The sequence below is a fragment of the Streptococcus pantholopis genome, from assembly GCF_001642085.1.
Lineage (GTDB): Bacteria > Bacillota > Bacilli > Lactobacillales > Streptococcaceae > Streptococcus > Streptococcus pantholopis.
Genome location: NZ_CP014699.1, coordinates 971,376 through 985,458 on the forward strand (window position 1 = coordinate 971,376; position 14,083 = coordinate 985,458).

14 protein-coding genes are annotated in these 14,083 nt (G+C 38.2%); 9 read left to right on the forward strand and 5 right to left on the reverse strand.

The genetic code is table 11. The features are described from left to right. Nucleotides 1-184: 184 nt before the first annotated feature. The 6 genes from A0O21_RS04525 to A0O21_RS04550 all read left to right on the forward strand — a co-directional run bounded on the left by A0O21_RS04525 (nt 185) and on the right by A0O21_RS04550 (nt 6,828). Nucleotides 185-937 (forward strand): ABC transporter ATP-binding protein, encoded by a 753-nt coding sequence (locus A0O21_RS04525; protein WP_067061970.1) that lies wholly within the window; start codon nt 185-187, stop codon nt 935-937. 2 nt (nt 938-939) lie between these two features. Then, nucleotides 940-2,967 (forward strand): ABC transporter permease, encoded by a 2,028-nt coding sequence (locus A0O21_RS04530; RefSeq protein ID WP_067061972.1) that lies wholly within the window; start codon nt 940-942, stop codon nt 2,965-2,967. 176 nt (nt 2,968-3,143) lie between these two features. Continuing rightward, nucleotides 3,144-3,812, forward strand: a complete 669-nt coding sequence (locus tag A0O21_RS04535; RefSeq protein WP_067061976.1) for a response regulator transcription factor — start codon at nt 3,144-3,146, stop codon at nt 3,810-3,812. Further along, entirely contained in the window at nt 3,809-4,774 is a 966-nt protein-coding gene (locus A0O21_RS04540; protein ID WP_067061979.1) for a sensor histidine kinase, read from the forward strand. Before A0O21_RS04535 ends, A0O21_RS04540 begins: the two co-directional genes overlap by 4 nt. Before the next feature lie 288 nt (nt 4,775-5,062). Then, nucleotides 5,063-6,478 (forward strand): Y-family DNA polymerase, encoded by a 1,416-nt coding sequence (locus A0O21_RS04545; RefSeq protein ID WP_067061982.1) that lies wholly within the window; start codon nt 5,063-5,065, stop codon nt 6,476-6,478. Continuing rightward, entirely contained in the window at nt 6,475-6,828 is a 354-nt protein-coding gene (locus A0O21_RS04550) for a hypothetical protein (protein ID WP_067061985.1), read from the forward strand. The genes A0O21_RS04545 and A0O21_RS04550 overlap by 4 nt, the downstream gene beginning before the upstream one ends. A gap of 83 nt (nt 6,829-6,911) precedes the next feature. Here A0O21_RS04550 and xerS read toward each other — a convergent pair whose 3' ends face one another. From xerS to A0O21_RS04575, 5 genes are all read right to left on the reverse strand, one after another. Continuing rightward, nucleotides 6,912-7,982 carry a tyrosine recombinase XerS gene (gene xerS / locus A0O21_RS04555; protein ID WP_067061987.1) on the reverse strand — a complete coding sequence of 357 codons (1,071 nt, stop codon included), beginning with the start codon at nt 7,980-7,982 and terminating at the stop codon, nt 6,912-6,914. A gap of 496 nt (nt 7,983-8,478) precedes the next feature. Then, nucleotides 8,479-9,156 carry a bifunctional 4-hydroxy-2-oxoglutarate aldolase/2-dehydro-3-deoxy-phosphogluconate aldolase gene (locus tag A0O21_RS04560; protein WP_067061990.1) on the reverse strand — a complete coding sequence of 226 codons (678 nt, stop codon included), beginning with the start codon at nt 9,154-9,156 and terminating at the stop codon, nt 8,479-8,481. Between the two features lie 2 nt (nt 9,157-9,158). After that, complete coding sequence (locus tag A0O21_RS04565; protein WP_067061992.1) at nt 9,159-10,160, reverse strand: sugar kinase; 1,002 nt, start codon at nt 10,158-10,160, stop codon at nt 9,159-9,161. Between the two features lie 12 nt (nt 10,161-10,172). Beyond that, entirely contained in the window at nt 10,173-10,814 is a 642-nt protein-coding gene (locus A0O21_RS04570) for an RpiB/LacA/LacB family sugar-phosphate isomerase (RefSeq protein WP_067061995.1), read from the reverse strand. Between the two features lie 34 nt (nt 10,815-10,848). After that, nucleotides 10,849-11,643, reverse strand: coding sequence for a gluconate 5-dehydrogenase (locus A0O21_RS04575; RefSeq protein ID WP_067061998.1), 795 nt, complete (start codon nt 11,641-11,643; stop codon nt 10,849-10,851). 261 nt (nt 11,644-11,904) lie between these two features. Here A0O21_RS04575 and A0O21_RS04580 point away from each other — a divergent pair, with 261 nt between their 5' ends. From A0O21_RS04580 to A0O21_RS04590, 3 genes are read left to right on the forward strand one after another with little or no spacing between them, the layout of a single operon-like run. Beyond that, on the forward strand, nt 11,905-12,342 hold the full coding sequence (locus tag A0O21_RS04580) for a PTS sugar transporter subunit IIA (RefSeq protein WP_067062000.1): 438 nt from the start codon (nt 11,905-11,907) through the stop codon (nt 12,340-12,342). Further along, nucleotides 12,342-13,538 (forward strand): glycoside hydrolase family 88 protein, encoded by a 1,197-nt coding sequence (locus A0O21_RS04585; RefSeq protein ID WP_067062003.1) that lies wholly within the window; start codon nt 12,342-12,344, stop codon nt 13,536-13,538. Before A0O21_RS04580 ends, A0O21_RS04585 begins: the two co-directional genes overlap by 1 nt. Before the next feature lie 48 nt (nt 13,539-13,586). Next, nucleotides 13,587-14,081, forward strand: coding sequence for a PTS sugar transporter subunit IIB (locus A0O21_RS04590; protein ID WP_067062006.1), 495 nt, complete (start codon nt 13,587-13,589; stop codon nt 14,079-14,081). Nucleotides 14,082-14,083 lie beyond the last annotated feature (2 nt).

Below are 14,083 nucleotides of genomic sequence, written 5' to 3' on the forward strand. Positions count from 1 at the left end.
AGCTGTGAGCGGTCTTGTATTTTAAAGGAGAGGTATCATGGGAGCTGAAATAGTACAACAAACAGTTGATTTTTACAGTGCACTTTCTATTGTGCTTATTGCTAGTGCTTTAGTTATAGCTCTAAGTCTGTGGTATAAATCTGGAAGGTAATAAGCTATACTATAAAGTGAGAGGAGAACAACTATGCTGCTAGAAATTAATCATTTAAAAAAAGTTTTTCGGACACGTTTTTCTAAAGAGGCGACTCATGCTTTACAAGATGTCGATTTTAAAGTTGAGCGTGGGGAATTTATTGCCATTATGGGAGAGTCCGGTTCAGGTAAAACAACTCTCCTCAATATTCTGGCTGCTCTTGAAAGACCGACAGATGGGACAGTTATTTTAAATGGCGAGAATATTACTAAAATCAAAGAAAATCGACTGGCTGACTTTCGCCTGAAAAATCTGGGCTTTGTTTTTCAGGAGTTTAATCTCTTAGATACCTTATCGGTAAAAGATAATATTTTCTTACCCTTAGTATTGGCCAGAAAAAATTATCAGGAAATGGAAGAGCGCTTAGCACAGATTGCGCCTAAACTACACATTCAAGATTTACTTAAAAAAAGGCCCTTTGAACTTTCAGGCGGGCAAAAGCAAAGAGTAGCTATCGCTCGGAGTTTAATTGCCAATCCCCAAATTCTATTGGCGGATGAGCCAACAGCAGCCTTGGACTATCGCAACTCTGAAGAACTTCTCAATCTTTTTGAAGCAATCAATGCAGATGACCAGACTATTCTTATGGTTACTCACTCTGCAAATGCTGCCAGCCATGCTAAGCGTGTTCTTTTTATCAAAGATGGCCGTATTTTCCACCAAGTCTACCGCGGAAATAAAAGTAACCAAGAATTTAATAAGGATATTTCGCTTGCAATGAGTGTGCTTTTGGGAGGTGAATAGAGATGTTTTATATCAAATTAGCTTTCAATAACCTTAAACAGTCATTCAGGCAGTTTGCTCCTTTCTTTTTAGTCAGCGTTACAACTTTTATTTTTAGCAATATCACACTTTTAATTATGATTAGCCCAACAGCTGAGTCAATGGGCACAGGTGCTTATGCCCTGGGACTTGCTTATATTGTCCTTACACTGTTTTCTGCAGTTTTATGCCTGTACAGCTATAACTTTCTGCTTAAGCAGCGCTATCAGGAATTTGGACTCTATAATATTCTAGGCATGAACAAAGGGCAGATTACTTGGCTGTCTACGTTGGAGCTGATTATTATTTATTTGGTAACAATTGTATTGGGATCACTGTTCAGCGCTGTTTTGTCAAACATTTCTTATTTGATATTTGCTAAGCTAGTCCAATATGATAAACTTAACTTCTCTATCAACCCTGTCGCTTTCATTGTTACTATTTTCCTATTTGCGGCTATTTTTCTCTTTTTAGAATTCGTTAATATCGTAAGGATTCGCAGGACCTCAGGGCTCAACCTGTTTGGCAACCAGAATCAGGGAGAACGTGAGCCAAGAGGCAACATTATTCTTGCTCTGGTCAGTCTTGCTGCAATCGGCTATGGCTATTATTTATCTGTTACTTCGGGTGACTTAAGTGCTTTGGTCGGCATCACACGTTTCTTTCAGGCCATCATAGCTGTTATTTTCGGGACCTATCTCTTTTATATCAGCTTTATCACTTGGTATCTCAAATTTCGGCGTAAGAATAAAAGATATTTTTATAAACCCGAACATTTTGTCAACACCTCCCAAATGATTTTCCGTATGAAACAAAATGCGGTCGGTCTCGCTAATATCACACTTTTAGCCATCATGGCCTTTGTGACAGTTTTTTCAACAGTCGCTCTTTATGGCAATAATGAAAATCTGGTTAGGATGCAGTACCCTAAAAATTCTCTGGTTGAAATCCGAGATGTCATTGATCGCCAAGATGCCCAAACTATTCTGGCAGAAGATGTCATCGCCCCCTTACAGGAAGGACAGGGGACTTTCAGCAAGCCGTTTCAGCAATACCTCATGACAAGCTTTGCAATTCCTTATGATAAAAGCCAGGATACAGTCAGTCTGAATCAGGAATTTGTTTCTCAAGCAATAACTGCAATGGCACTGAATAATGTAGGCAATCTGCTTGTTGTAACTCAGGATGATTTTAGGGCTTTAGGAAATGATCTGCCAGTTTTATCGCAAAATCAGGTTGCTTTTCACGATTATAATCAGCAGCAGCGAAGCCCTTATCATTTTAAAAATCTGGACTGGTTTGGAACCAATTATGATAATGTCTATCAGATTAAAAGTATAAAAAATATGCAGGAAATGAGCAGCGCTGTTCCGACAGGCCTCCTAGTGGTTGCTGATGATCATCAGCTTGAAGAAATGCGTTCAACTTACAATCAATTTACCGATTACCCCTCAACTTATGACTACGTAGCTTTAGCAGATTTAAATAAGGAAGAACAGCAAATTTTAGAAGAAAAATCCCAGCAAAATAATGGTGTTTTAACGGTTTATGAAGAAGGAGAAGCAGAGGGAGGAGTGGCCTTCTTTTCAACTGATTCGAATTTTCGAGATGAAGCTATGAAAATGACCGGCGGTTTTCTTTTTACAGGCTTTCTGCTCGGTATCGCCTTCTTGCTTGGAGCTGCCTTGATTATCTATTATAAACAGCTTTCTGAAGGTACACAGGATAAACAGGCATATAAAATCTTACAGGAAGTCGGTATGAGTTTAAAGCAGGTTAAGAAAACAATTAACTCGCAAATTCTTCTGGTCTTCTTCCTGCCTTTGTTCATCTCGGTTGTACATTTTATCTTTGCGCTGCCGATTCTAAAAAAACTGCTTTTGCTTTTTGGAGTGCAGGGAGATCAGTTTATGTACACTGTCAGCATTCTAACAGTCTTAGGTATCTTTATTATTTACTTTATTATTTACAGACTGACCAGCCGAACCTATTACAGAATTATTGAAAGATAAGCTATATACATCTCAAAAGCCGGCAGCAGTGCGTTTACGGAATATGTCTCATTCTTATTGGAAGGAGGTGATACCCTTTAATAACTGTTTCATAAAAAAGATAAGACGGTATGAAATAGGACATGGCCATCAAGCTTTGGCTTTTGTCCTGTTTCTTTTTTTGATACAATAAAATTATGGATACACAAGAGACAATCTATATTATCGAAGACGACCCAACCATTGTTCATCTGCTCAAAGCCCATCTTTCCAAAACTTACCGTGTTTTTAGCGTTACTAACTTCCGGGCTATAAAACAGGAAGCTGAGGAGATAAACCCCGATCTCATCCTGATGGACATTACTTTGCCCTATTTTAACGGTTTTTATTGGACCACAGAAATCCGCAAAAATATGACTATGCCCATTATTTTTATTTCATCAAGTGATGATGAAATGGACACGGTGATGGCTCTGGATATGGGAGGAGACGATTTTATCTCAAAACCTTTTTCTTTAACTGTTCTAGATGCTAAAATTGCTGCTTTTTTGCGCCGTGCACAACAATTTTCAAGAAATGATTATTATTCTCTAGGGGACTTCACACTAAGCCGCGACGGTATTTTGTCAAATGGCAAAGACCAGATTTCTTTGTCTCCGACTGAGAATAAAATCTTAACCATTCTCTTTGCTCATCATCAGCAGGTTGTTTCTAAAGATGAACTGCTTGAGAAACTTTGGGAAAATGAAAATTTTATTGATCAAAATACTTTAAGTGTCAATATAACACGGCTGCGAAAGAAGGTGCAGCCCCTAGGTTTCGATCATATTCATACTGTAAGAGGAGTAGGTTATTTACTTAAATGATATGGAAATTTTTTAAAGAATACCGTCTTTGGTACAGCCTTTATGCAATCATGTCGGCTCTCTATTTTTTGATGTTTTATTTGTACCGCCTTCCCTTATCTTATTTTATCAACAGTTTAATCTTAAATCTCACGTTACTGATTCTGGTTACGATTTGGCAGTATCATAAATTTAAACAGAAGCTCAATATTTTACATCATTTTATTTATGTAGAAGAATTAAAAGAACTGAGGAGCCCATCAGAAAGAAGCTATCAGGATCTGATTGCTAAGCTTAAGGATAAAGAAAGCGAAGAATCATTTGCTGCTAAAGCAGAAATGGAAGAATGGCAAAGCCTCATCAAGATGTGGTCCCATCAGATGAAAGTGCCCATTTCTGCTTTATCGCTTATGGCTCAAACGGATCACCTCGAAAGCAATGAAGTCCAGCAGCAGCTGATGAAACTGCAAAATTATCTGGACAGTCTCTTGACCTATATGAAATTCAGCCAAAATAAAGATGATTTTCGATTTGAAGAGGTTTCAGTATCATCTCTGATTAGAGAGATTATAAAAAAGTACCGAATCACATTTTTGGCTAAGAATTTATCTGTCACGATCCAAGGGGACTGGCTTTTAAAAACGGATAAAAAATGGCTGAGTTTTGCGCTTTCACAGGTATTAGACAATGCGATAAAATATTCAAAAAACAATGGCAGTATTGATATTCTTATCACAGATAGCAGTATCACAGTAGCAGACAAAGGCATCGGTATATTAGATGAGGATTTGCCACGTCTTTTTGAAGAAGGTTTTACCGGCTATAACGGTCATAAGCATCAAAAAGCAACAGGGTTGGGGCTTTATATGACTAAAAAAATCTTAGAAAATTTAAATTTGACGATTGAAATTAGCAGTCAAATTGACAAGGGGACAGATGTCATTATCTCTAAAACTACTAAAGACAATGATGATAAGCCATAACTTTCTTGTTTTATGAACTTGTGAAAACAAATATATTGTAAGAGCCTGGGATTTTATCCAAGGCTCTTTTTTTAATCCAAGAGATAAATTTAAAAATAGCTGCCAATTAATGGACTTTTGGGCGGAAAAAGTGTATAGTAATGTTAGTTAATAAACTAACAAAAAATCAATATAGCAGTTTGGAGTAGCCACAGCCGGACAGCTGTGCTAAATAGGGTGAAATGACATGTCAGCTAAATAAAGTTTAATGGCGATGAAGTAAAACCGACTTGGAAGGGGATTGATTACATGGGGTATTTTGATTACTCGCAAGAGCCAAAATCAGACATTGCCTTTGTCGATATGAAATCTTTCTATGCCAGTGTGGAATGTGTGGCACGGCATTTGCACCCCTTGAAAGCCTCTCTCTGTGTTATGAGCAGAGCTGAAAATGCCAGCGGCCTAATTTTATCTGCTTCGCCTATGTTTAAAAAGGTATTTGGCCGATCGAATGTCAGCAGAGCTTATGACCTGCCCTTTGACGTCCGCACACGTCAGTTTTCTTATTATAATGCTAAGCGGCAGGGTCTGCCGACAACACCCGAATTTATAAAATACATAGAAAATTGGGCTAAAGTGACCTTCATTGTTCCGCCGCGGATGGATAGCTATATCGAAAAAAATATTGAGATTCAGCATATTTTTCAAAATTATGCCAGCCCTGAGGATATCCTGCCTTATTCTATTGATGAAGGCTTTATTGATTTAACATCATCTTTGAATTATTTTGTTCCCGATAAGACTATCAGTAGAAAGGAAAAACTAGAGCTAATTTCGGCTGATATTCAAAAGGCTATTTGGCAGAAAACAGGTATTTATTCCGCAGTTGGTATGTCGAATGCCAATCCTTTGCTGGCTAAACTGGCTCTTGATAATGAAGCTAAGAAAACCAAAACCATGCGCGCAAATTGGTCATACAGCGATGTTGAGAGTAAGGTCTGGGCTATTCCCAAGATGAGCGATTTCTGGGGGATTGGCAGCCGTATGGAAAAACGTTTGAATAAGCTGGGTATTTTTTCAATCAGAGAACTGGCTAATTTTAATCCTGATATTTTGAAAAAAGAACTTGGCATTATAGGTGTGGATCTCTTCTTTCATGCCAATGGCATTGATGAAAGTAATGTCCACCAGCCCTATAAAGCGAAATCTAGAAGCTTGGGTAATTCACAGGTTTTGCCTAGGGATTATTGTAAGCAGGCCGATATCGAATTGGTTTTTAGAGAAATGGCTGAACAGGTAGCTGTTCGGCTGAGAAAGGCACATAAAAAAACGACTAATGTAGCGATTTTTATTGGCTTTTCAAAAGCAGAGCATCGAAAACACATTCAAGCACAGATGAAAATCGATCCGACTAATAATACTGAGCACCTAATCGCTCATGTCTTAACATTAGTCCGAAAAAAATACAAGGCGGGAGCCGTCAGACACATCAGTGTATCTTATGCCGGCTTAGTTGATGATTCTTACAGCTTGATTTCCCTTTTTGATGACCTTGAAACAATGGAAAAAGAAGAAAGGCTCCAGTCAGCGATTGATACCATCAGAGCTAAATTCGGCTTTACAATGATTCAGAAAGCCAATGTTTTGCTGGAAGCTTCACGCAGTTTGGAGTGCAGCCGTTTAGTTGGAGGACATTCTGCTGGAGGATTGGATGGATTAACATGATTGACCGCAGCTATCTGCCTTTTCAGTCTGCTCGCGATCATCAGGATCGCGGTATGGAAAAATGGATGGGCTTCTTCTTATCAGAACACCGCAGCTCATTAAAAAACGACACAAATAAAGAAATTCTTTCAAGCACTTTGGACAATGCTGAAAAATTGACCTTAATCGGACAGTTATACATCAGCAAACTGACAGGCACTTTTATTGTGAAGGAGAAGCAAAGACGTCAAACGCTGGCCGGTCATGTTACCGAAATCACTTCCAAGTTTATCACTGTCAAGGGTGCAGATCGCCATTATACGGTTAAACTTCAGGACATTTTAGCCATAAGCATTGAAGAAGAGCAGTAAGAGCAGACTATAAACCATCTAAAAAAGCCCCATTAGATGCATAACTAATTAAGGGCTTGGTCTGTGAGTATCTTAAACTTATACTATAACTTATCCAGAGCGTTTTTCTGTTCATCGTTGACAATGTGAGTATAAAGGTCCGTTACTTGTGTACTGGCATGCCCCAGCTGATGGCTGACTAAGACTTGAGATTTAGTTGCGTCGTATAGCCTAGTAGCGAGCGTGTGGCGTAGCTTATGGGGGGTCACACGAATTTTGAAAGCTTCTGAATATTTAGCAACCATCTTTTCAATACTGGAGGCATCTATTCGATTAGGGACACCGCGGTATTCTGTCAAAAAGAGGGCTGTGTCCTGCTTTTCGGCCTTATAACGCGACTGGCGGATCGCCAGATACTGTTCTATATACGGTTTAGCAAAAGCTGCGACATTGACAGAGTCACGTTTCCCGCCTTTGCGTGTGACTTCAATCATCATCATATTTGTGTTAAGATCTTTAAGGTCGAGCTGAACAGCTTCGGACAGCCGGACTCCGGAAGCAAGCAGCAGAGCTATGATGGCGAGATCACGTTCTTTATTTTTTCGGAAAGACGATTTGGCACGATTAGACAGCTTGCTTTCATATTCATGATCGATGTGATCAAGGAAGGCTGTCGTTTCATCTCCCAAAAAAAGCTTTTGCTTAATATTTTCTGCACGGGCAGCTAAGGTCTCTTTCTTCTTTTTAGTAGCTACTTTTTTCATAACATTTCGGTAGAAGTAGGGTTCACCGTTTTGGTCCTCGACTTCCTCCGTTAAATAGTTAAAAAGGCTGGAAAGAGCTGATAACGTACGGTTAACTGTTGTTTGTGACACCCCCTGCTTTGTAGAATAAGTGTTTAAGGATGGACGTTCGCGTAAATAAAGAATAAAGGCTTCCATATCTTTTTTTGATAAATGCTCTAAAACCTTTAAATCAATATTGGCGATTTTATCAGCATCAGAAATACCAGATTCAATCATCCAATCTAAAAATCTTTTATATTCTTTGAGGTATTCATATAAAGTTGTAAAGCTGTACGGAACAGAGAGTTTTGACTGGTAATAATCTAAAACATACCAAGGCATCACAGTCTTAAGTTCTTCAATTTTTTCTAAAAGTAATTCACGTTTCATAACCAAGCTTCCTCAATTTTTATCTATAGTAAGAGTATAGCATAAGTAAAGATGTATTTCAAGAAAATTACAGTTTTTCGGAAAGATGTTATAAGACAAGGTACTCCTAATTTTAAATGGCGCCCTTTCTGTCGCTGGTCAATAAAATATACAACTGACAAAGCCTATGATCTCCAATTTCCCCATAAGCCTTCCTGTCAGCTTTTTTGTTGCTCATAAAAAGAAAAGTCTTTGTTGCATCATAAATTTAAAAATACATAATTTTGATTATGTAAAATAATCTGTGTTATCCAATTTGCGGCTTGTAAACCTTGCACCTTTGACAATAATTCACGACTGACCATCGGTCTACGGTAGGTAAATTGGTTTTTTTGCCTTCATTCATATTCATATTGAGCACACCAGCAAAAAGTCACATAAGAAAAATTATGTGACTTTTTAAAATAACTAATTAATCTATCTATTTTTTTAACTGTGTAGATTTTTTCACTTTTCTTTACCCCTTTGTTAGCTTGCCTGCTGAGTGCTTAAATGCTAAATTTTTACTTGAAGATACCAATTTAATATAGTCAGCCGCTTTATCCTCTATCATTTTAAATTTTTTTTGATGAGCCAATTTATTAAATTCACCTCCAATACCTAAAACATCTGCACCTGCATTAAACCATTCTTCAATATTGCTCATATTGACCCCTCCAGTTACCATAACCATAACTTGCGGTAAAGGAGCCTTAATTGCTTTAATAAAAGACATACCAACAGTATCTCCAGGAAAGATTTTAACCATATCAACTCCCGATTCTAAAGATGTGACAATCTCTGTAACTGTCATGCAGCCAGGAAAATAAGGTATTCCATAACGATTACAAAGGACAGCTGTTGCTTGATTAAAACTAGGTGAAACGATAAATTGCGCTCCAGCCAGAATGGCATTGCGGGCTGTTATCTCGTCCAAGACTGTCCCAGCACCAATTATACAATTTTTATCATTTCTTGACTGAAGCTGATGTATCACATCACTGGCATACGGATTGGTATAGGTTACTTCAATAGACTTGATTCCTCCCTCAATACAAGCTAAACTGCAAGATACTGCTTCTTCTTTTGACTCTCCTCGGACAACCGGTACGATTTTACTAGCTATAAGTTTTGTTATAATCTCTGATTTCACCATTTTCACCTCTGAATATCCCGTTTATTTTTCAAAATATCCTTCACTTGCTGAACAGATACATAAAGCTGATCATCAGCGACTGTACATTTCAAACTCGCTGCGGCTGTTGCAAAATTGATGCAGCTCACCATATCATTGCCCTGCATCAGCTGGTAAAGGGCACCTGCTACAAAAGCATCACCGCTTCCTACTCTTTGTAAAATAGGAGTGCTGATTTCAACTGACTCTTGATACTGTCCATCAAAAGCATAGGCTTTGAAACGGTTGCTGCTGCAAAGAGTCTTTTCTCGCACGGTATGGAAAATAGCCTGTAAGCAATAGCGCTGATAGAGTCCGGATAAACGTTTTTTAATTGTAGAGCTATCAGCTTGGTCTCTGTCAAACATAGTCAAATCACTATCGTTCAGCATTAGAGGATCTATACCAAAAATAATGTCTGCATAATTTGCAAAACGTGAAAAAAGGGATTTAGCAGCATTTTTAGAAATAATAGATGAACGGAAATTTAAATCAAAGGACACACAAATTTTCCTTTTCTTAGCTTCCACAGCAAGGAACTCAATTAAATCTTGGCTGGATTGTCCTAATGCCAAGCTGATGCCACTAAAGTGAAAATGTGTGATATCTTCAAAAATCTGATCAAAATCGTAGTTTTTTAGACTCATTTCTGTAAAGCTAGATCCAGCTCGATCATAGCAAACTTTACTGGAACGGCAGCCAAAACCATTTTCTAGGTAATAAAGTCCGATTCGCTTTCCTTCCCAACTTATCAGATTTGTGTCAATTTGACTTTGTCTCAAAAAAAGGTTGAAAGCATGGCCAACAGGATTATCAGGCAAGGCTGTTAACAGTCTGGTTTCTCCCCCAAATCCACTAATCGTCCTAGCTATATTGACTTCGGAACCGCCAAAAAAAACTTGACTACTGCAGGCGTTTGAAAGAGGGCGGCACTGGTCTGGGCAAATACGAATAAGAGGTTCACCAGCTAATAATAATTTAGCCACAGTATTTCCTTTCTATTTTTTTAGAATCCCTTCAAGATAAGATACTATTTTTGAAGGCTCAGCATTCGCAAAGAAATACTCTTTGAAATGCTCTCCAGAAATAGTTTCTTTCAAGAAATCTTGATCGATATCCTTTAAAATCGCCAGCAAATCACGATAAGTGATTTGCTTTAAGTTACTTAACATACGAGCGTTGCGCTGCTCAGGGATAGCGCGTTCTTTAGGATAGCCGCCTCCCATCGGTTCAGCAAATAAACGTTCGAAAATCAAGCTTAAATTTAATTCCGCTCCCCAGCCAAATCCTTTTGCAAAAGGGAGGGACAAAGCATTTCCGCCATTAATTTGAGAAAAAAGATAGGCCTCTGTTGGTTCTCCAGCATATCCGCAAGTTACGCCAGGAAAACTATTTAAGGCAAGCATAGATCCAATACCAGTCCCGCAGCCAGTTACGACAAAATCTGCTGCCTTGCTTGTTAGCAAAATAGAAGCCAATAAACCATTTTGGACGTAAGTCAGCTGATTTTCTCCAGTTTTCCCATACATACCATAGTTAAATACCTCATAACCATGTTTATCAGCTACTGTTTTTAAAACTTCATAGATAAGGCTGTTTTTAGCAGCTTGGCTGTTCTCATTTATCAATGCAATTTTCATTTTTATCTCTTTCTATTGTTATTTATAATATAAGTTAAGGCTGTTTTCCAATATAAGCCAAAATGCCGCCGTCAACATAAAGAATGTGCCCGTTAACAAAATTACTGGCATCACTAGCCAAAAAAACTGCTGGTCCAGCTAAGTCCTCTGGATTCCCCCAGCGAGCTGCCGGTGTTTTAGCGATAATAAATTGATCAAAAGGATGACGGCTTCCGTCTGCTTGAATTTCTCTTAAAGGAGCAGTTTGAGGAGTTGCGATATATCCCGGGCCTATGCCATTGCACTGAATATTGGCACTGCCAAATTCAGCAGCGATATTTTTGGTGAGCATTTTTAATCCTCCCTTAGCGGCTGCGTAAGCGCTAACGGTTTCTCTGCCTAATTCACTCATCATAGAGCAAATATTGATTATTTTTCCGTGTCCTTTTTTCATCATAGATGGTAAAACTGCTTTTGATACAATAAAAGGCGCATTTAGATCGATGTCAATTACCTTGCGGAATTCGTCTGCCGGCATGTCAAGCATTGGAGAGCGTTTAATAATTCCTGCATTATTGACTAGGATATCAATAATGCCAATTTCTTTTTCAATTTGCGCTACCATAGATTGAATGGCAGTTTCATCTGTTACATCACAAACATACCCATTTGCCTTAATGCCATATGCATGATAGGCCTCTAAGCCTTTATCAACTAAATCTTGGCTAATATCATTGAATACAATAGCAGCCCCTGCATTGGCATAGGCCTTAGCAATTTCAAAACCAATACCATAAGATGCTCCGGTCACTAAAGCAATTTTCCCTTTTAGTGAAAAAATATTTTCCATATCATTCCTCATTCTGACTATTTAAATTTTAGGTAAACCCGTTTACTTAAAATTTAACAAATCTGCCCTTCTTTGTCAACACTTTTTAAGAAAACGTTTTTATTTTGACTGTCAGCTCTCTTGTTTTTCTATTTTAAATATTCATTTAAGGGCTTTTTTCCAGTTTTTTTATTAAAAAGAAAAAAAGGTATTGACAAAATTTTTGAAAGCGCTATAATGTTGTCTAGGTAAACCAGTAAACTAAAAAAAGAGAGGACTGCTATGATATCTGTTATCATTATTGGACACGGCTGCTTTGCTAGCGGGATTTTATCATCGCTAGAACTAATTGCAGGCAGACACGATAATATCACCGCTATTGATTTTACATCAAATATGACTTCCAACGACTTGTATAGTCAATTGCACCAGCTGTTAGATTCAAAAAGCGAAACACTTATTCTTTGCGACCTTTTAGGAGGAACGCCATTTAAGGAGGCGGTTGCAGTGATGGAGAATTTCCCCAAATCGGTTATCAATGTTCTTGCAGGTCTTAATCTCGCGATGTTAATTGAAACAATTTTCGCCAGACAAACTGACTTAAGTTTTAATCAATTGACCGACCATCTATTAAAAGTTTCTAAAGAAGGTATTGTAGACTGGCAATCCCTTTCTAGTCATATAGAAGCAAGCAATCAGAATGAGGAAGGAGGAATTTGATGGCAAAGTATTTGAAAGATATTACCATCGAAAAAATAGCGTATCCGGAACGGTATTTACAGCCGCGTCTCACAAAAAATGATATTGAATCTGCTATTGATTTAGCCATCAAACAGATTCGCCTGAATATAGACTACTTTGATATTAACTTTCCCACTCCAGCTACTACAGATAATCGCTATCTCGTTATGGATAATACTGAGTGGACAAATGCTTTTTGGACTGGCTGCCTTTGGCTGGCCTATGAGTACACTGGTACTGATAAATTCAAATTCTTAGCACAAGTAAATAATCGCTCTTTTTTAGAGCGTGTATCCAACAACATTGCACTTGATCACCATGACTTAGGCTTTCTTTATAGCCCATCCTGTATGGCTGAGTGGAAACTGCTGAAAACTCCTAAAGCTCGAAAAGCTGCTTTAAAAGCTGCTGATAAGCTGATTGAACGTTATCAAGAAAAAGGCGGTTTTATTCAAGCTTGGGGAGAACTTGGCAAAAAAGATGATTATCGTCTTATCATTGATTGTCTATTGAATATTCAATTACTTTTCTTTGCATCAGAAGAAACTGGTGATTATAGCTATCGCGACATTGCCGTTAACCATTTTTATGCTTCAGCTAATAATGTTATTCGTGACGATGCTTCTGCCTATCATACTTTTTACTTTAATCCCGAAACAGGAGACCCTGTCAGAGGTGTGACAAGGCAAGGTTACAGTGATGATTCTGCTTGGGCAAGAGGACAAGCTTGGGGAATTTACGGTATCCCGCTGACCTATCGCTACTTAAAAGAACCACAGCTGATACAGCTTTTTAAAGGCATGGTTCACTACTTTTTAAATCGACTGCCTGACGATAAAGTTTCTTATTGGGATTTGATTTTTGGAGACGGGAGCGGGCATGTACGTGATAGCTCAGCTACAGCTATTGCTATTTGTGGGATTCATGAAATGCTAAAGCATTTACCTGAAGCCGATGCCGATAAAGAAACTTATCAATCAGCAATGCACAGTATGCTAAGATCTCTGATTGATAAGTATGCTAATAAAGACCTTCAGCCAGGAGCACCGCTCCTCCTTCACGGCGTTTACTCTTGGCATTCAGGCAAAGGTGTCGACGAGGGAAATATATGGGGAGATTATTATTACCTTGAGGCTTTGATGCGCTTTTATAAGGACTGGGATCCTTATTGGTAACACGAGTAACGTCCGACCTATCTATCCATTAACTTAAAAGGAGATATTATGACATATCCAAATATTATTATGACCAGGGTTGATGAGCGCCTTATTCACGGTCAGGGTCAGCTCTGGATCAAATTTTTAAATTGCAATACTGTGATTGTTGCTAATGACTCTGTCTCAGAAGATAAGATACAGCAATCACTTATGAAAACGGTAATCCCTTCTGGTATCGCCATGCGCTTCTTTTCCATCCAAAAAGTGATCGATCTTATCCATAAGGCAAGTCCTGCCCAAAGTATTTTCATTGTCATCAAAGATTTACAGGATGCAAAGCGGCTAATTGAAGGCGGTGTACCAATTAAAGAAATTAATATCGGAAATATTCATAAAACAGATGAAAAAACGGCGGTTACCCAATTTATATCGCTTGGGGAAAAAGATAAGGAAATTATCCGCACATTGAACCACAAATATCATGTGCTATTCAACACAAAAACAACTCCAGGGACCAGCAACGCTGCTTCTGAAGTCAATATCTTAGATTATATTAATTAAAG

Coding starts and splice junctions, on each gene's coding strand:
- A0O21_RS04530 (WP_067061972.1), top strand. CDS start 940: ATGTTTTATATCAAATTAGCTTTCAATAACCTTAAACAGTCATTCAGG.
- A0O21_RS04545 (WP_067061982.1), top strand. CDS start 5,063: ATGGGGTATTTTGATTACTCGCAAGAGCCAAAATCAGACATTGCCTTT.
- A0O21_RS04575 (WP_067061998.1), bottom strand. CDS start 11,643: ATGGAAAATATTTTTTCACTAAAAGGGAAAATTGCTTTAGTGACCGGA.
- A0O21_RS04540 (WP_067061979.1), top strand. CDS start 3,809: ATGATATGGAAATTTTTTAAAGAATACCGTCTTTGGTACAGCCTTTAT.
- A0O21_RS04570 (WP_067061995.1), bottom strand. CDS start 10,814: ATGAAAATTGCATTGATAAATGAGAACAGCCAAGCTGCTAAAAACAGC.
- xerS (WP_067061987.1), bottom strand. CDS start 7,982: ATGAAACGTGAATTACTTTTAGAAAAAATTGAAGAACTTAAGACTGTG.
- A0O21_RS04590 (WP_067062006.1), top strand. CDS start 13,587: ATGACATATCCAAATATTATTATGACCAGGGTTGATGAGCGCCTTATT.
- A0O21_RS04560 (WP_067061990.1), bottom strand. CDS start 9,156: ATGGTGAAATCAGAGATTATAACAAAACTTATAGCTAGTAAAATCGTA.
- A0O21_RS04585 (WP_067062003.1), top strand. CDS start 12,342: ATGGCAAAGTATTTGAAAGATATTACCATCGAAAAAATAGCGTATCCG.
- A0O21_RS04535 (WP_067061976.1), top strand. CDS start 3,144: ATGGATACACAAGAGACAATCTATATTATCGAAGACGACCCAACCATT.
- A0O21_RS04580 (WP_067062000.1), top strand. CDS start 11,905: ATGATATCTGTTATCATTATTGGACACGGCTGCTTTGCTAGCGGGATT.
- A0O21_RS04550 (WP_067061985.1), top strand. CDS start 6,475: ATGATTGACCGCAGCTATCTGCCTTTTCAGTCTGCTCGCGATCATCAG.
- A0O21_RS04525 (WP_067061970.1), top strand. CDS start 185: ATGCTGCTAGAAATTAATCATTTAAAAAAAGTTTTTCGGACACGTTTT.